The 17960-nt window shown below is 40.4% G+C and carries 15 protein-coding genes and 1 rRNA gene; 3 read left to right on the top strand and 13 right to left on the bottom strand.

The window, feature by feature from the left end; genetic code table 11:
* Positions 1-3: 3 nt before the first annotated feature.
* The 6 genes from cysN to cysJ form a co-directional block, all read right to left on the bottom strand.
* The gene (gene cysN, locus ACHB7C_RS18780; protein ID WP_395348180.1) at positions 4-1446 is read right to left on the bottom strand and encodes a sulfate adenylyltransferase subunit CysN; all 1443 of its coding nucleotides are present in this window, start codon (positions 1444-1446) and stop codon (positions 4-6) included.
* Between the two features lie 61 nt (positions 1447-1507).
* Entirely contained in the window at positions 1508-2416 is a 909-nt protein-coding gene (gene cysD, locus ACHB7C_RS18785) for a sulfate adenylyltransferase subunit CysD (RefSeq protein WP_042848936.1), read from the bottom strand.
* A gap of 14 nt (positions 2417-2430) precedes the next feature.
* Positions 2431-3843, bottom strand: coding sequence for a siroheme synthase CysG (cysG, locus tag ACHB7C_RS18790; RefSeq protein WP_395348182.1), 1413 nt, complete (start codon positions 3841-3843; stop codon positions 2431-2433).
* 710 nt (positions 3844-4553) lie between these two features.
* On the bottom strand, positions 4554-5288 hold the full coding sequence (locus ACHB7C_RS18795; protein ID WP_048608205.1) for a phosphoadenylyl-sulfate reductase: 735 nt from the start codon (positions 5286-5288) through the stop codon (positions 4554-4556).
* Positions 5285-7018 (bottom strand): assimilatory sulfite reductase (NADPH) hemoprotein subunit, encoded by a 1734-nt coding sequence (cysI, locus tag ACHB7C_RS18800; RefSeq protein WP_048608207.1) that lies wholly within the window; start codon positions 7016-7018, stop codon positions 5285-5287. The genes ACHB7C_RS18795 and cysI overlap by 4 nt, the downstream gene beginning before the upstream one ends.
* Positions 7018-8823, bottom strand: a complete 1806-nt coding sequence (gene cysJ, locus ACHB7C_RS18805; protein WP_042848940.1) for an NADPH-dependent assimilatory sulfite reductase flavoprotein subunit — start codon at positions 8821-8823, stop codon at positions 7018-7020. The genes cysI and cysJ overlap by 1 nt, the downstream gene beginning before the upstream one ends.
* 345 nt (positions 8824-9168) lie before the next feature.
* Here cysJ and queD point away from each other — a divergent pair, with 345 nt between their 5' ends.
* A complete protein-coding gene (gene queD, locus ACHB7C_RS18810; protein ID WP_042848941.1) occupies positions 9169-9534 on the top strand; it encodes a 6-carboxytetrahydropterin synthase QueD in 366 nt (121 codons plus the stop codon).
* 544 nt (positions 9535-10078) lie between these two features.
* A complete protein-coding gene (locus ACHB7C_RS18815; protein WP_042848942.1) occupies positions 10079-10696 on the top strand; it encodes a YagU family protein in 618 nt (205 codons plus the stop codon).
* Positions 10697-10763: 67 nt separating this feature from the next.
* Here ACHB7C_RS18815 and queE read toward each other — a convergent pair whose 3' ends face one another.
* The gene (queE, locus tag ACHB7C_RS18820) at positions 10764-11435 is read right to left on the bottom strand and encodes a 7-carboxy-7-deazaguanine synthase QueE (protein ID WP_198860890.1); all 672 of its coding nucleotides are present in this window, start codon (positions 11433-11435) and stop codon (positions 10764-10766) included.
* A gap of 177 nt (positions 11436-11612) precedes the next feature.
* Here queE and ACHB7C_RS18825 point away from each other — a divergent pair, with 177 nt between their 5' ends.
* Positions 11613-12980, top strand: coding sequence for an amino acid permease (locus ACHB7C_RS18825; protein WP_042848944.1), 1368 nt, complete (start codon positions 11613-11615; stop codon positions 12978-12980).
* Between the two features lie 49 nt (positions 12981-13029).
* On the opposite strand, the gene megL is transcribed toward ACHB7C_RS18825, so the two are convergent.
* The 6 genes from megL to rrf all read right to left on the bottom strand — a co-directional run.
* Complete coding sequence (megL, locus tag ACHB7C_RS18830) at positions 13030-14217, bottom strand: methionine gamma-lyase (RefSeq protein WP_042848945.1); 1188 nt, start codon at positions 14215-14217, stop codon at positions 13030-13032.
* 15 nt (positions 14218-14232) lie between these two features.
* Positions 14233-14625, bottom strand: a complete 393-nt coding sequence (locus tag ACHB7C_RS18835) for a hypothetical protein (RefSeq protein WP_048608213.1) — start codon at positions 14623-14625, stop codon at positions 14233-14235.
* A gap of 13 nt (positions 14626-14638) precedes the next feature.
* A complete protein-coding gene (locus tag ACHB7C_RS18840; protein WP_166686030.1) occupies positions 14639-15826 on the bottom strand; it encodes an FAD/NAD(P)-binding oxidoreductase in 1188 nt (395 codons plus the stop codon).
* A gap of 250 nt (positions 15827-16076) precedes the next feature.
* Positions 16077-16598: a DUF1287 domain-containing protein gene (locus ACHB7C_RS18845; RefSeq protein WP_094301239.1), complete on the bottom strand. Its 522-nt coding sequence runs from the start codon at positions 16596-16598 to the stop codon at positions 16077-16079.
* A gap of 129 nt (positions 16599-16727) precedes the next feature.
* Complete coding sequence (locus ACHB7C_RS18850) at positions 16728-17519, bottom strand: endonuclease/exonuclease/phosphatase family protein (RefSeq protein ID WP_042848949.1); 792 nt, start codon at positions 17517-17519, stop codon at positions 16728-16730.
* A 327-nt stretch (positions 17520-17846) separates the two neighbouring features.
* Positions 17847-17960, bottom strand: a 5S ribosomal RNA gene (gene rrf, locus ACHB7C_RS18855); the annotation flags it as partial.

Raw genomic sequence — 17960 nt, forward strand, 5'->3', positions numbered from 1 at the left:
TAGTTATTTTCCACCAAGAACATCACGAGCGCCCCAATGCGGAAAATGACGACGAACTAATTTATTTAATTCAATTTCAAATTCACTAAATTCACTAGTTGGCTCAAAAATAGGGGCTTGTGTCTCGCGAACTAGCCCTGCTCCTACGGTGACATTAGTTAACCGGTCAATCAGGATCATACCGCCAGTATCCGCATTACGCTGATAATTTTCTAACAATAGCGGCTCATCAAAAGAAAACTCCACTAAACCTATTCCATTTAGAGGTAACTCTGTGGCAACTTTTTGCGTTAAATTATTCACATCAACTTGATATTGAATATTTTCAACCTTGGCTCGACTACGCTTACCAGCCACTTTTATATCGAGTTGCTGCCCTTGGACTAAAGGCTGCTCAGACATCCACACAACATCAACTGACGCATGTTGTGTCGCTTGTAAGGTTTCATTTTCTGCAACCAATAAATCACCGCGGCTAATATCAATTTCGTCCGCTAAAACGAGCGTGATAGCTTCCCCCGAAATAGCAAACTCTTGTGGACCAGAAAAAGTCACAATCTGTTTAATTTGAGATGTCGCCCCCGACGGTAAGACTTTAATGTTTTGCCCTACCCGTACAATACCTGACGATAACGTTCCACTGTAGCCTCGAAAATCTAAGTTTGGACGATTAACATACTGCACTGGAAAACGCATTGCCTGTTCTACGGCCTTTTGTTCCACTTGAACATTTTCTAAAATCGATAATAGTGTTTCGCCTTGATACCAAGGTAAGTGATGGCTGCTATTCACAATATTGTCGCCATCAAGCGCTGAAATTGGCACAAACCATACATTCAATTCAACGGGTAATTCTGTTGCAAACTGTTGATAATCCTGTTTGATCTTCTCAAATACAGCTTCGCTGTAACCCACCAGATCCATTTTATTTACGGCGACAACAAGATGGCGTATCCCCAACAAAGTACTGATAAAGCTATGGCGTCGAGTTTGCTCTTGTACCCCTTTTCTCGCATCGATCAACAAAATAGAAAGTGAACATGTTGATGCGCCTGTCGCCATATTACGCGTGTATTGCTCATGACCAGGTGTATCGGCAATAATAAATTTGCGTTTTTCCGTGGAAAAATAGCGATAAGCAACGTCGATGGTGATCCCTTGCTCACGCTCTGCTGCGAGCCCATCAACCAATAACGCAAGATCCAGTTTTTCGCCTTGCGTACCTATACGCTTACTATCACTTTGCAGTGTTGAGAGCTGATCTTGATAAATTTGGCGGGTATCATGCAGTAAACGGCCAATTAAAGTACTTTTGCCATCATCTACATTGCCACAAGTTAAAAAACGTAATAACCCTTTTTGCTGCTGAGCCAGTAAATAAGGTTCCACACCACCTTGCTGCTCAATTTGATGTGCAATTGATTCGTTATAAACGGCCTGTGCCATGATTTTTCTCCTGACCTTGCGTATTGACCCTGACGTTATGTATTAACCTTCCCCACAGGCCTTAAAAATAGCCTTGGCGTTTTTTCAGTTCCATCGATGCTGACTGGTCGCTATCGATTAACCGCCCTTGCCGTTCACTGGTAGTAGAAACCAACATTTCTTCAATAATTTCAGGCAGGGTTTGCGCATTTGATGGTACGGCTCCCGTAAGAGGCCAGCAGCCAAGAGTTCGAAAACGTACTGTTTGCTGGCGAATAACTTCCCCCGTTTGTAAATCAATACGGTCATCATCAACCATCAACAAGGCCCCTTCTCGTTGAATAACAGGCCGCTCTTTTGCAAAATACAATGGAACAATATCGATATTTTCCAAATAGATATATTGCCAAATATCGAGTTCAGTCCAATTTGACAGTGGAAATACACGGATACTTTCACCTTTGTTTATTTGCCCATTGTAATTATGCCAAAGTTCTGGGCGTTGGTTTTTCGGGTCCCAACGGTGAGATCGGTCACGAAAAGAATAGATCCGCTCTTTTGCTCGGGATTTTTCCTCGTCTCGTCGTGCCCCTCCAAATGCCGCATCAAAGCCATATTTATCTAAAGCCTGCTTTAGCCCCTCGGTTTTCATGATATCGGTATGTTTTGCACTGCCATGTACAAATGGGTTAATCCCTAATCTTTCCCCTTCAGGGTTACGATACACCAATAATTCAAAACCATATTTCTGTGCTGTTGCATCACGAAACTCATACATTTCGCGAAATTTCCATCCTGTATCTACATGCAACAAAGGAAAAGGTAATTTCCCAGGGTAAAAAGCTTTCCGAGCTAAATGCAGCATGACAGACGAATCTTTTCCAATAGAATACAGCATCACTGGGTTAGCAAATTCGGCGGCAACCTCTCGAATAATATGAATACTTTCTGCCTCTAACTGCTGTAAGTGAGTCAATGTTTTTTCGTTCACAAGCGCCTCCTAAATTAAGCCAATTCCAGTACGGCACTACGCCAACTGATATCTTCAGTTTGTGTGCCAAACCATGCTAATTGTTTATGTAATGCCGCAACTTCACCTATCACGATCAAAGCGGGTGATGGTGCTTGCTGTGCCAATGTTTCCAGCCCAGATAAACTACCTGTAACCACTTTTTGCTCACGCCTTGTCCCACAACCTACAACAGCGACAGGGGTATCACTCGCTCGCCCAAATTTAATCAGTTGTTCACTAATATTGGCTGCTTTTACTGTGCCCATATAAATTGCTAAGGTTTGTTGACCACGAGCAAGTGCCAGCCAATCCAAATCAGCGCCATTTTCACGACAATGCCCAGTAATAAATGTAATACTCTGAGAGTATTCCCGATGCGTCAGCGGGATCCCTGCATAAGCAGTTGCACCAATCGCCGCGGTCACCCCTGGTACCACTTGAAATGGGACCCCTGCCTGAACAGCAACTTGTAGCTCTTCACCTCCGCGACCAAAAACAAACGGGTCCCCCCCTTTAAGGCGAACAACTTTTTTGCCTTGCTGAGCAAATTTCACGATCAATGCGTTAGTTTCTTCTTGAGAAACACTGTGATTGCCAGCTCGTTTACCCACACAAATTTTGTCGGCATCACGACGTACCAATTCCAGAATTTCCTCACTAACAAGGTGATCATATAAAACCACCTCGGCACTTTGTAAAACACGCAACCCTTTTAACGTAAGTAACCCCGCATCACCGGGCCCGGCTCCTACAAGAATTAACTCACCATGGTTATCGGGTTCATAAAGTTGGCGTTCTAATTGCAACTCTGCTTCGCTTAATTGGCCTTTTTCAACTAGTGATGCAAAGCGCCCACTAAAACTTTTTTCCCAAAAGCGCTTTCTTTCCCGCATATTGACCAGCGTTTCTTTGACTTTACCGCGCCAACGCCCAGCAATTTCAGCCATTTTCCCCAAAGAAGCAGGAAGCATTGTTTCCAATTTTTCTCTCAATAAACGGGCTAAAACGGGTGCTGTTCCCCCAGAGGAAACCGCCACAATCACCGGAGAACGGTCAATAATTGAAGGAACAATAAACGAGCATAAAGGTTGATCATCCACTACATTGACAAAAATTTTTCGCTCATTAGCATCGTAAAAAACGGTTTCATTAAGTTTCGTGTCATCCGTCGCCGCAATCACTAAAAAAGCGTCATCCAATAAAGAAGAGCGATATTCCTCAGCTAACCAAATAACATGGTTTTGTTGGCACTGAGCTTGTAATTGAGGACATAACGACGGGGAGATAACCACAAGTTGAGCTTGTGCTTTGATGAGCAATTCAGCTTTGCGTGCAGCCACTACGCCACCGCCAATCAACACTACTTTGCGCGTACGCACATCGACAAATAACGGTAAATAATCCATCTTGCTCACCCATCTTTATATAAACTTATTATATGAAATATAAAATTGACTATATGGTGTAAAAGTTAAGGTTTGAAATGCTAAAAAAACATGACTTGTAACTGAAAGGAATAAGCCAAATATTCATTAACTAGCAAAAAATAAAGACCAAAAGTATCAAATCAACTAAACTTAACTAAAACTTTATTTTAAATTTAGTTTTATAAAAATTAAGGGATATCTATTTTTTAAATAAAAGTATCCCTTTGTAATTAAACAAATATTTTATTAAATCTATAACTATTTAAACCCTAAACTAAAACCATGAATTGGGTTACGAATAACCCATACTCTAAATAATTCATGTTGTCGCTAGGCGGCAAGTAAATGAGTCGCTAGGAGCATACATAAGTATGTGACTAGTGCGAATGCACGCAGCCAACAACGCGACAGCTTGAATTATGACCAACCCATACTCTAAATAATTCATGTTGTCGCTAGGCGGCAAGTAAATGAGTCGCTAGGAGCATACATAAGTATGTGACTAGTGCGAATGCACGCAGCCAACAACCCTACCGCTTGAATTAAGACCAACCCATACTCTAAATAATTCATGTTGTCGCTAGGCGGCAAGTAAATGAGTCGCTAGGAGCATACATAAGTATGTGACTAGTGCGAATGCACGCAGCCAACAACGCGACAGCTTGAATTATGACGAGTATGACGAGTATTTAGTTTTCATGAAGCCCACACTCACGCTTTAAACCAAAGAAACGAGTGTCTTCCTCACTCATCCCTTCCTCCCATTTACGGGTTGTATGGGTATCACCGACTGATAGATATCCCTTTTCCCATAATGGATGGTAAGGTAACTTATACTTTATTAAGTATTCATAAACTTGCTTATTATTCCAATCAATGACAGGTAGGATTTTAAAAATGCCTTTACCAACCCCCAACACTGATAAATTGGCTCGGCTCGTTGATTGCTCACGCCTTAACCCGGAAAACCAACTCTGAGCCTGTAATTCATGTAATGCTCTTTCCATCGGTTCAACTTTATTAAGTTGATTATAACGTTCAATCCCTTCAATACCTTGCGTCCAAAGCTGCCCATAAATCGCTTCTTGCCACGCAGGGGTTCGCTGAGCTCGATATACTTGTAAGTTCAAATTTAGTGTACTGCTTAGGTGCTCAATAAATTGATAGGTCTCGGGAAACAAATAGCCTGTATCCGTTAAAATGACAGGGATATCAGGTACAATTTGTGTCACCATATGCAGCGTTAACGCTGCTTGTATTCCAAAACTGGAAGACAACACAAATTCTGCTGGCAAATGTTCAAGCGCCCATTCAATACGCTGTATTGCACTCATTTTTTCTAACTGCACGTTGAAGTCAGATAAATACGCCGTTTGCTGAGCTTTATCTAAACTTAATACTGCCGCTAGTTGAAGCTGACTCATACTGCCTCCTGAACCTCATAAAAATCGACAGCAGAATTTACAACTGGCTTTACAACGTCTGTGCGGACTAAAAAGTCTCCAAAACCTTCTTGAGTTAAGCGGTTTTTCGACCAATTACCAATTAATTCATCCAAAATAGCCAAAATTTCAGCACTGCTGATATTTTCGCGGTACATGCGTGGAATTCGCGTTCCAATACGGTTACCACCCAAGTGTAAATTATACCTATCAAGCGCTTTTCCAACTAACCCCACTTCCGCCAGCATTGCTCGACCACATCCGTTTGGGCAGCCTGTAACGCGCAAAACGATATGCTCATCAGCCACTTGATGTGATGCCATAATATTTTCAACGTGGCTAACAAACTCAGGGAGAAAACGTTCCGCTTCAGCCATCGCTAACGGGCAAGTTGGAAAAGAAACACAAGCCATTGAATTTTCACGCTGTGGCGTGATTGCATCACTCATTAACCCATGGGCTTTCGCTATCGCTTCAATCGCCTCTTTTTCACTTTCAGGCACACCAGCAACGATCAGATTTTGGTTCGCTGTTAAACGAAAATCACCTTGGTGAATACGCGCTATTTCCGCAACCCCAGTTTTTAATGGTTTATCCGCTAAATCAATCAACCGGCCATTTTCAATAAACAACGTTAAGTGCCAACGATTATCAACCCCTTTAAGCCAACCAATTTTGTCACCGCGTTCCGTGAATTGATAAGGTCGGATTGGTTCGAAATCCACGCCGGAGCGCCTTTCAACTTCCGCCTTAAAGGTATCGACCCCCACTCGCTCTAAAGTGTATTTAGTTTTCGCGTTTTTACGGTCAGTCCGATTCCCCCAATCACGCTGAGTTGTCACTATCGCTTCTGCAATGGCCAATGTTTTATCTAATGGAATAAAACCAAATTCACTGGCTAAACGTGGAAAGGTCGCAGTATCACCATGAGTCATAGCTAAACCACCACCAACCAACACATTAAAACCAATGAGCTCATCATTTTCAGCAATGGCGATAAAATTCATATCATTAGCATGTAAATCCACATCATTGAGAGGTGGAATAACCACCGATGTTTTAAACTTTCTTGGTAAATAAGTTTGCCCTAAAATAGGTTCTTCATCGGTTGTCACAATTTTTTCTTTATCTAACCAAATTTCAGCATATGCGCTGGTTCTAGGTAAAAGGTGCTCAGAAATTTTCTTTGCCCATTCATAGGCTTGCTGATGTAACTCCGATTGCACTGGGTTAGATGTGCATAGCACATTACGGTTAACGTCATTTGCCGTTGCTAATGCGTCCAAGCCGACATGGCTTAACATTTGGTGTGCAGGTTTCACATCCCCTTTAAGGATGCCGTGGAACTGAAATGTTTGCCGGTTAGTTATGCGCACACTGCCATACAGCGTGTGCTCAGTAGCAAACTTATCAATATCTAACCATTGTTTTGGGGTGATAATTCCCCCCGGTAAGCGGCAACGCAACATCATTGCATGACGTGGCTCAAGTTTTTGTTCTGCACGCTCTGCTCGAATATCACGGTCATCTTGTTGGTACATGCCATGGAAACGGATCAATAAAAAGTTGTCCCCATTAAAACCACCAGTTAAGCCGTTTTTCAAATCTTCCTTAATGGTACCGCGCAAATAGTTACTGTCTTGCTTCATGCGTTCGCTGTCAGCAAGTTTGCCTTCGACGATTAAGGGTTTTTGTTGTTGTTCATTGCTCATTAATAAACATCCCTCTGATAACGGCGCATTACGCGCAGCTCACTTAAAAATTCATCGGCCTCCTCACTATCCATGTTGCCGTATTGACCGATGATATCCAATAATGCCTGCTCTACATCTTTTGCCATACGATTTGCATCACCGCAGACATACAGGTGTGCACCTTCTTGTAACCATTGCCAAACAGCTTCGCCTTGTTCACGAAGTTTGTCCTGCACGTAAACTTTTTCTTTCTGATCTCGCGACCAAGCTAATGAAATTTGGGTTAATAAACCGTCTTTAACATAACGCTGCCATTCAACTTGATAGAGAAAGTCATCAACAAAGTGAGGGTTACCAAAAAACAACCAGTTTTTACCTGTTGCACCGTCGTTATCCCGTTGCTGTAAAAAAGCGCGGAATGGAGCGATGCCTGTTCCAGGACCAATCATAATCACAGGTGTTGTTGGGTCAGCAGGTAGGCGGAAGTTATCATTGTGCTCAATGAAAATGCGCAGTTCATCCCCTTCTTTGAGTCTATCTGCTAAAAAACCCGACGCCCCACCAGTGCGAGGACGCCCATCGATGTCATAACGAACAACACCAACGGTAGCATGTACTTCGTCTTCTGATTCCGCTTGAGATGAGGAAATTGAGTACAATCGAGGCGTTAGTGGGCGTAGTAAATCAACAAATTCTTGAGCACTTGGCTGCGCTGCGGCTTGGCGCACCATATCAACGATCGGCGTCGTTTGCGCGTATTGCAAAATAGCCTGTTTATCGCTAATTAATGACAGCAACTCATCATCTTTAGATAGTTGTGCATATTTCTCGACAATTACGTGAGTATTTTGTGTCAGTTCTAATTGATAAATCAGTGCATCACGTAAAGAGTGCCGCTGCGAGCCAATAAAGACCTCTTCATCCCCTTGTAACCAAAGTAAAGCCACCAGCTCATCAACTAATGCGGGGTCATTATCAAACCACACCCCCAGTGAATCCCCCGGTAGATAACGTAAACCAGAGTCACCTAAATCAATTTCAATATGACGAACATCTTTTTGTGAATCCCGCCCTGTAATTTTTTGATTACTGAGTAACGTGGCGGTTAAAGGTGCTGTTTTGGTATAAGGCGATGAGTGAATTTCATTCACACTTCCCGCTTGAGCTGTTAATAATTGACTATCAGTTTGTGCCGGAACTCGTGCCTTTAAGATTTGAGTGAGGTTTTCAACCCATTCATCTGCAATGGATTGATATTCGACATCTGCATCGACTCTCTCAATCAATGACGTTGCGCCTAATAATGCCAATTGGGAATCAAAGTCTTTGCCCGCTTGGCAAAATTTTTCATACGATGAATCGCCTAAAGCAAAAACGGCATAACTGGTTTGTGCCAAATTCGGTGCTTTTTTCGAATAAAGGTATTTATATAATGCGACAGCTTCTTCTGCTGGCTCCCCTTCCCCTTGAGTTGATGCCACAACAACCAGCACTTTCTCTTGGTTTATTTGCTTAAACTTATAGTCACCCGCATTCACTAGATTCACGTTAATTTTTTCGCTAATTAAACGTTCTCTGAGTTGCTCTGATAGGCGGCGTGCATTACCCGTTTGTGAGGCTGAAATAATCGTAACGGTTTCCTGCGCAGCGACTGGCGCACTCGTTGACATGTCAACAGGGGCATTTTGATTTACCATCCCCCATAAATAACCGGAAAGCCAAGCGAGTTGATGTGATGAAAAATCATCAACAACTGTCTGCAAACGTGTTAATTGCTCAACAGATATTGGCAGCGCCGCTAATGGCGGCTGTTTTTTTGTCATTATCCTGTAACCCCAGCGTAGTTCATTTTTGAATTTTAAAAAACAATGCTATGTCACTCACCCAGAAAATACCCACAACAGACTGTTCGCTCATTTACCTAAATAATTAAACTAGTAAAGCAAAAAATACCGCTGTACTTAGAATAAGTAGGGTATGCGATTAGGTTATAACAACCATCAATAGCGGGATAAGAAACTATAGCCATAAATAATAACTAAAAAGCCTAAAGCAATTAGCAGATGGATCATATCCATAAAAGCGGTTAGTAATAATTTGGCAAATAAAGACATTTTTAGCTAAAAATACAGTACAATGCGCTGTTTATTAACAATAAGGAATGATATATGAGCACAACAATCTATAAGGATTTTACGTTCGAAGCTGCACACAAACTTCCCCATGTCCCCGCTGGTCATAAGTGTGGTCGTCTGCATGGGCATTCTTTCATGGTGCGTTTAGAAATTACTGGGGAAGTTGATAAACAGAGTGGTTGGATTATTGATTTTGCTGATGTGAAAGCGGTATTTAAGCCTATTTGGGAACAACTAGACCATCATTATTTAAATGAGATCAAAGGGCTAGAAAACCCAACAAGTGAAGTATTAGCACAATGGATTTGGCAACAAACTAAACCACATTTACCTTTATTAAGTGCAGTCACCGTTAAAGAAACTTGCAATGCAGGCTGCGTTTATCGCGGGCAGGCTTAAAAATACAAGTTCTAAAAAGGTAATAGTATTTCCCGTAACTATTTTGATAGCTGGGTAAAAATAAAATTCATTTATATAGGGATACAAGCCCCTCAGGCTGCTGGTTTAGTGGCAAGCCTAATCGGTTTTGAAAATAAATGAGGGGCAAAAATCTCTATATCCTTCTCTTCGACTTATCGCTAATTATGCAGTAAATAATAATCCCCCCTCAGATAAAGCACTCCCTAACACACCATATGAAAAGCTTTCCAACCGCTATCAAGTGGCAGTGGTTAGTCTGGTATCAAGACCTAAGATTAAGGTAAGAAGAGTTGCCGCTAAAGTATAAGCAAGAAGTGAAGCAACCACGGGCATTTTCTATCTTCGCAAAAATGAAGTCACTGAAAAGTTTACATTTTTGCAACAATATAAATAAAAAGAGGCCATTGACGGCTATTTTAAGCTTTCTGGCATAAAGAACATAAAAACTTTAATTTGACATAGTGCATCAAATTATAACCTGATCTATTATTTACCATTATTTACTTTTAATAAGGCAGGGAAAATGAATTTATTTCAACAAACACCCAAATCCAGAAGACGTTATGGATTAGCAGCATTTATCGGTTTAATCGCAGGTATTGTCTCATCGTTTGTCAAATGGGGCGCTGAAGTTCCATTACCGCCAAGAAGCCCAACAGATATGTTCAACGCGGCTTGCTCGCCTGAAACTCTGATCCGCGCAGCAGAACAAATTGACTGCTCACGTAATTTTCTAAATCCACCTTATATTTTCTTAAGAGATTGGTTAGGAATTGCAGACCCTAATTCTGCGGTTTACACCTTTGCAGGGCACGTGTTTAATTCAGTGGGTGTTACTCACATCCTATTTTCTATCGTGTTTGCTGTCGGATATTGCATTGTTGCTGAAATATTCCCTAAAATTAAGCTATGGCAAGGGTTATTAGCGGGTGCACTGGCGCAATTATTTGTCCATATGATTTCATTCCCTCTTATGGGGCTCACCCCTCCACTTTTCGACCTTCCATGGTACGAGAATGTTTCAGAAATATTTGGCCATTTAATTTGGTTTTGGTCTATTGAGATTATTCGTCGTGACTTACGTAACCGTATTACTCACGAGCCCGATCCTGAAGTGCCGTTAAACCAACCATTTAGATAATGTTAAAGCCCCCAATGATTGTTTTTCAACTATTGGGGGTCGATGCAAAGTCATCGTTATTTTTTTATTATTGAATATCCAAATACTTATGCGTTTGAATCGATAAACGCCAATTACGCTGTATACAAGTGTCAATACACAATTTCGTTGCTGTCGCCTTTTGGCTAATCGGTTGTAATGCAACGATAGGTGGAGCATCCACAGTACGTAATGCTAAAATTCTTTCAAGCGCTTCAATATCTTTTTCTCGCGCAACTGGGTGCTTAATTTCATTAGCCCTATCCACCGCTTGGCTAAGTACTTTCAATCCGCCTTTCATACCTACTTTTGGTGATACCGTCACCCAAGTCTCTTCTGTGCATTGAACTGGGTAAGTCCCACTCGTTTCAATTTGGCATTGATACCCTTGCTTCTCCAAAGCCTCGGTCAATGATGTTAAATCATAAATACAAGGTTCTCCGCCCGTGATCACAATATGTTTCGCGGTAAAACCACTTTTTTGCATCAATTGGACCAACCCATCCGCATCAGACATCGCCCACCAATCACTATCTTGTGTTTTCAATGCAATATCGCCCAAAGTGGTTTCTTTTGTAGCTTCCTTATCCCAAGTTTGTTTAGTGTCACACCAACTGCAACCAACAGGGCAGCCCTGCAAACGAATAAATACTGCTGGGACACCAGTGAAAACACCTTCCCCCTGTATTGTTTGGAAGATTTCATTAATTGGGTACTTCATACTGCTCCTAGAATAATCCATTTAGCGCATATTATATTGCAGATATCTATCTCACGGGCAATGCACTTTGTGATAATGTAATCACCTTGCGTTCAGGAAAGTACATCAATTAAATCAACGAAACCGAAACTATATTCGGTACAATATATTAAAACAAAGTCAATGACAGGAAAAGACATGCAAAGTAGTGAACAAAATCAACTCAGAAAGGGGCTGAGTGTTCGGCACATTCGCTTTATGGCCTTAGGCTCAGCGATTGGTACAGGGCTGTTTTACGGTTCAGCATCAGCCATTCAGGCTGCTGGGCCTGCAGTATTACTTGCCTATATGTTAGGCGGTGCAGCCGTGTTTATGGTAATGCGTGCCCTCGGTGAAATGGCGGTGCATAACCCCGTCCCAGGCTCTTTCTCTCACTATGCAAGTCATTATATGGGCCCTCTAGCTGGCTTTCTCACTGGCTGGAACTATGTATTTGAAATGCTGGTTGTCTGCTTAGCTGATATTACCGCCTTCGGGATGTACATGGGGTTCTGGTTCCCACATGTCGACCAGTGGGTATGGGTATTAAGTATCGTACTATTTATTAGTGCGCTCAATTTATGTCATGTCAAAATCTTTGGCGAAATGGAATTCTGGCTTTCTATCATAAAAGTCAGTGCCATCATTGGTATGATAGTTGGTGGTGCATTCTTAATGTTCTATGGTTTTGGTCAAGAAACCAACCACGAAGTTGGGCTACAAAATCTGTGGGAACACGGTGGTTTCATGCCAAACGGCATTGAGGGGGTCATCGCCTCTTTAGCTATCGTCATGTTTGCGTTTGGCGGTATTGAAGTCATTGGTATTACCGCAAGTGAAGCCCAGAATCCAGAAAAAACCATTCCTAAAGCCATCAATGCTGTACCTATTCGCATATTACTATTTTATGGTTTAACACTATTTATCCTGATGTGTATTTACCCATGGAATCAAATCGGCCAAAACGGTAGTCCATTTGTACAAATTTTCGATAGCTTAGGTATTCAATCAGCAGCCAATATCTTGAATATTGTCGTTATCACCGCCGCAATTTCTGCGATTAACAGTGATATTTTTGGTGCTGGCCGCATGATGTACGGCATGGCTCAAGATGGGCAAGCGCCAAAAGTCTTTACCAAACTAACAAAAAGTGGTGTTCCATGGGTAACTGTACTGGTTATGTCTGTCGTAATGTTATTGGGCGTTTACCTTAACTACCTATTACCAGAAAAAATCTTCGTGATTATTGCATCTATTGCAACCTTCGCGACCGTCTGGGTATGGCTTATGATCTTACTATCTCATGTTGCTATGCGCCGAAAAATGAGCCAAGAAGAAGTAAAACAACTAAAATTTCCAGTACCTTTCTGGCCTGTAGGCCCTGCTCTCACTATTGCATTCATGGTGTTTGTTATCGCATTGCTAGGCTTCTTTAAAGATACTCAGGTCGCATTAATCGTCGGCTTTGTTTGGGTTGCTTTACTCAGTATTGCTTTCTTTATTATGCGTTCTTACCAAAAGCGCTAACCTAAAAATATAATAGCCCTATATTTATTCCATATAGGGCTATTTTTTATTATGACTCAATAGCTTGACGAATATCGTCTATTAACTCATCCACGTTTTCTAAACCAATAGAAAGCCGAATTAACCCATCGCTAATACCATATTTCAACCTTTCTTCTCGAGTATAGGTCGAGTGGGTCATACTAGCAGGGTGTTGAGCTAATGACTCACAATCTCCCAAACTCACCGCTCTTGAAAATAGCTTGAGGCGGTTCAAAAACAGTTTGCCGGCTTCGATTCCGCCTTTTAACTCGCAGGCAATAATCCCCCCAGCTAACTTCATTTGTCTTTGAGCTAATTGGTATTGTTCAAAGTTCGGTAATCCTGGATACATTATTGACTTTATCTGCGGATGAGACTGCAAATATTCAGCAATTTTATGCGTATTTTGAACAATCCGTTCCATACGAACAGGTAGCGTTTTCACCCCTCTAAGAATTAAATTCGCATCATGAGGAGATAAGCATGCCCCCGTCATGTCTTTCAGTCCAACTAACCTTACTTGTTTCGCATACTCTGCGGAAGTCGCTATTGCCCCACCCATTGCATCCCCATGACCATTCATATATTTAGTCAAAGAATGAATAACAATATCAGCACCAAGTGTAATTGGCTTTTGGATATAAGGCGTACAGTATGTATTATCGACAGCCACCAATACTTTTTTTCGATGAGCAATTTCACTCACGGCTGCAATATCAACTAAGCGCATATTTGGGTTAGCCGGTGATTCGAAAAATATTATCCGAGTTTTATCAGTGATCGCTTTAGCCACATTATTTGGATCGCTCATATCAATATGACGCACTTTTACACCAAATCGAGCTAATCCATGATGAAAAAAAGCATAGGTACAACCGTAAACGGTTAAGTCCACTAGTAGTTCATCACCAGGGTTTAATAATGTCCAAAAAGTCGCTGTAATCGCCCCCATACCTGAAGAGAACACAACAGCAGCCTCTGCCTCCTCAAGAGAAGCGATCCTATTTTCTAGTAAAGTTAGCGTCGGGTTATTAATCCGAGTATAAATATACCCCTCTTTTTCACCACTAAAATAGGCACCTCCCTCTTCCACACTTTTAAATACATAAGTTGATGTTTGATAAATGGGTGCTGCTAATGAACCTAAATGTTGGTTTGCATCATAATGGCTATGAATTGCCCGTGTATCAAAAGAACTTTTTATATCTAAACTCATACCACCTCCTAAAAATCACCCTCCTTGGGATTGAGATAATCGAGATCCGACAATTTGCAAAGTCCGTAAAACCGTACTAATTCCACGTAATGTGTCAGGATCTTTTAATAAAGCATACACTGAACGAAAATTTGGGTTTTTACTATCATATACACCTTCCATTTTAGCCATGTTATATGCTGTACCTAATTCCCATACAGGAACCAAAGTATCTTCAAATGAATTTGACAATCTTTCTACTGTACTGTTATCTAAGATATCAATAAGGTCAGAAACTAATGACAGTAAATCAACAATATTATCTAAGCGATTTAATTGTAATAATGGTGCTAATTTTTCAGCAAGATGATTACCTGATTCTGAGCTAAGTAGCTCAACAAGCTTACTTTGAGTTTCATTATTCGACATTTTAAATTCCTCATTAAACTAAGCCACGAATAGCTGCCCAATAGATACCCCTATTGAAGCCATTTCTCAGTAACCCTCCTAATTTAGTTGGAGGAGTCGGAATAACATCGTGTTTATAATCATATTGCAAAGGCATTCCTGCTGTTAACCCCATTTGAGCAACTGCCTGAACTCGTCCATCATATATAGCCGCCGGATAACCATAAATTAATTCACCACAAATGTTATCTGCAATAATTGCAGCTTGGTTATGGCAACTGCCTCCTGCTTTACTAATCGGTAAATCAACGGTATCCCCTATAACATAAACACCGTCTATACCATATACTTGCATAGTTTCATGGTCTGTAGGTAACCATCCCTCACCATTATTGTGTTCACTTAATCCTGTATTAATTACTGCTTCTACTGCGGTGATTGGCGGCGTACTAATCAATAAATCAAAAGGCTGTTCATCCCCTTCTTTTGAGTATGCAATTTTTTTATCGGGATCGACTTTATTTAATGTAAATCCCCTCTGTGCTTGAATATTTTTAATAGTAAATATTTCTGGAATAACTTCACAAACAGGCTGCTGCATAAATAAACAGTTACGTAATAATTGTGACACGGTTGGGTAGGTATAAACTATTTCAATATTATCCCTAACCCGGCGTTTACGTAAGAACTCATCAATCATCAGTGTTGTCTCCATAGGAGCAATGCCACACTGGTGAGGTACATTCGGCGTTTCAGGAAAAGAAACTGTAATAAAAATACGACCTTTTTCAATTTTACTAAGTTGGTCTGCTAATTTACGAGAAGCATCATAGGCATAAAAGTGATTACCAATATCTTTTAGCCCTTCAATTCGTTCAGGTTTAGGTACACAACCTGTCGCAACCACTAAATAATCATAATAGTATTTTTTATTATTTATTGAATATAATTCTTTATCTTTAAAATTAAATGAATCTACTTTATCAATAACTAATTCAATTTCAGGTCTCAATAATTCACGCTCTGGACGACTTAACTCATCTTTAAAAAACATATTGAAAGCCACATACATAAATGCCGGCTTATAATAGTGTATAGGGTTATCTGTTATTAAGGTTATTTTTATTTTTTTCGAAAAAATTTCTTTATTAAGTTTTCTAGCTAAAATATTAGCTAGCATGGTACCACCTGTACCACCACCCACAATAACTATATTTTTCATGGCATTTAATCCTTAAGAAATAAAACAACTCGACAAATAAATCGCTTATCACCGTGCTTTACACTTAATAAATATAGTTTAATTCCAATAATAACTTATACAATAAATTGCACATAATTTAAAAAATAACAAGAAAAACTAATTACTTTCATATATTAAATAATATTATCCGATAAATTCAGATGTTATTAATTGACTGTTTATTTAAATAAACAGTCATCAGTGTCACTAACCATTTGATAAAAAAATGCTAATACGAGTAGTGCCCTACAATCTTCCACTTAAATAGCACGTCTTCTGCCACTTGCCCATAACCAATGTTATGCATTACCAAATACCGTTGGCTATCAGGTAGCTTAATAGTGGTCACAATTCCAATATGCGGTCGACCATCATCTAAACGCCACGAAACAATATCACCTGGAAAGTAATCTTGCCCATTATTGGTAATTTGTTTTACAGTAGCTTTTCGTGTAAAAAAACGTTCTAAATTAGGGACTCGTCGATGATCAATATTTCTATCTGGCTTGCGTAAACCCCAAATACGCTGACTTGGATATTGATTAAAATTAGTTTTAATATCTTCATGTAATAATTTTTGTAAATCAATTCCGATCTTCCGATAACTACGGATAATCACATCAGAACACACCCCATAATTTTCAGGGACATCACCATTAGGATATTCAATCTGACGATAAGCCGGATCATAAATAACCAAACGGGGTAGTAGTTCTGCTTGTTTCGCTAACTCGATATTATTTTTTCCCATAACATGGTATGCACAAAATAATAAGGCTATAGGTAATAATCGCTTCAATGAACTATCTCCAGCTATAGTTGATAATAAAATCTACAATAGTTTCAGAGATAAATAAGGTGGGAAACTCTTAAAAAGATCTTACTTAAGCAAATCAAATTGAGTGATGATTGGATTATGGTCAGAAGCATCTGTTTGTAACACTCGACTTTCTTTAAGCTTCAAACCTCTATAAAACATAAAATCTAATGGCCGACCAAAAGCTTTTGTCCGTAAATCTAAATTATAGGTAACTTCTTTTAAGCCAACAGAACGAATAAAGCGTTTTAGTGCATTAATTCGCTGACGACTCCATGCGTTAAAATCACCAGCAAGGAGTACCGGCCCCATATGCTTACTAATATGCGTTCCAAGCTTATTTAGTTGCTTAGTGTAGACATCTACCCCAAAACTAAAATTAATTGCGTGCACATTCGCTACCATCAATTGCTTACCATTCGGTAATGGATAAACCGTAATCAAAGCTGATTTTGCTAAACGTAATAAAGGCTCTTTCTCCCTCAATGGGCAGCAATAAATTGGATGTGATGTTGCCAATGTCATTACACCCGCAGGATGAGGAGAAAAAGGTAAAGCAGGGACTTGGTCAGCGATCAATTGATGTGAAGCAGCAAAAGAAATTAACTCTGGGGACATTTGAGCTTCTTGCAGTAAGATTAGTTTTCTATCGACCACTAACTCACGTAGCATTATTTTCCAATTTGGACGCTGCTGTTTATATATGTTCCAAGTAACGACATCTAAGGTTTCCCCAGCAGCAAATAACGGCATACCAATTGGAAGGGATTCCCCTAACATATGTACAGGTGTAGGTTGAATACGTTTTGCAGGTTCACCTGCAATATATCGAACAGAATAAGTTCTTTTCGCCACGTCTCATATCCCTACATTGCAATGAAATAATCAATACCCTATTACAGCTTGATAAGATATCGCCTACCAGTATATCAAATCAGGCGCATCTTATCTTATCAAATTTGTAGTTTGTACTATTGCGAGGGGTCAACTCGAGACTAAACAATAATACTTATCGCAATCAGGCTACACCGCCTACTAGCTCAATCCCTCAGTGGACTACTGATTACCTTATCACCTTTAACGATAAACACACGATGTAGGCCTCTCTCCCTAAATTGCGTGATTTCGGTTTCCCCAAACGCAAAAAAGCCACCCAATGGGTGGCTTTTTCACTAATTTAATGTCTGGCAGTTCCCTACTCTCACATGGGGAGACCCCACACTACCATCGGCGCTACGGCGTTTCACTGCTGAGTTCGGCATGGGGTCAGGTGGGACCACCGCGCTATTGCCGCCA

The organism is Providencia sp. 2024EL-00732 (assembly GCF_044006275.1).
Classification (GTDB): Bacteria; Pseudomonadota; Gammaproteobacteria; order Enterobacterales; family Enterobacteriaceae; genus Providencia; species Providencia huashanensis.

Excerpts from the sequence above, each read along its gene's own strand:
- cysG (WP_395348182.1), bottom strand. The coding sequence starts at position 3,843 with ATGGATTATTTACCGTTATTTGTCGATGTGCGTACGCGCAAAGTAGTG.
- megL (WP_042848945.1), bottom strand. The coding sequence starts at position 14,217 with ATGAGTTTAGATATAAAAAGTTCTTTTGATACACGGGCAATTCATAGC.
- ACHB7C_RS18815 (WP_042848942.1), top strand. The coding sequence starts at position 10,079 with ATGAATTTATTTCAACAAACACCCAAATCCAGAAGACGTTATGGATTA.
- cysJ (WP_042848940.1), bottom strand. The coding sequence starts at position 8,823 with ATGACAAAAAAACAGCCGCCATTAGCGGCGCTGCCAATATCTGTTGAG.
- queE (WP_198860890.1), bottom strand. The coding sequence starts at position 11,435 with ATGAAGTACCCAATTAATGAAATCTTCCAAACAATACAGGGGGAAGGT.
- cysI (WP_048608207.1), bottom strand. The coding sequence starts at position 7,018 with ATGAGCAATGAACAACAACAAAAACCCTTAATCGTCGAAGGCAAACTT.
- ACHB7C_RS18835 (WP_048608213.1), bottom strand. The coding sequence starts at position 14,625 with ATGTCGAATAATGAAACTCAAAGTAAGCTTGTTGAGCTACTTAGCTCA.
- ACHB7C_RS18795 (WP_048608205.1), bottom strand. The coding sequence starts at position 5,288 with ATGAGTCAGCTTCAACTAGCGGCAGTATTAAGTTTAGATAAAGCTCAG.
- ACHB7C_RS18840 (WP_166686030.1), bottom strand. The coding sequence starts at position 15,826 with ATGAAAAATATAGTTATTGTGGGTGGTGGTACAGGTGGTACCATGCTA.
- queD (WP_042848941.1), top strand. The coding sequence starts at position 9,169 with ATGAGCACAACAATCTATAAGGATTTTACGTTCGAAGCTGCACACAAA.
- ACHB7C_RS18825 (WP_042848944.1), top strand. The coding sequence starts at position 11,613 with ATGCAAAGTAGTGAACAAAATCAACTCAGAAAGGGGCTGAGTGTTCGG.
- ACHB7C_RS18845 (WP_094301239.1), bottom strand. The coding sequence starts at position 16,598 with ATGGGAAAAAATAATATCGAGTTAGCGAAACAAGCAGAACTACTACCC.
- cysN (WP_395348180.1), bottom strand. The coding sequence starts at position 1,446 with ATGGCACAGGCCGTTTATAACGAATCAATTGCACATCAAATTGAGCAG.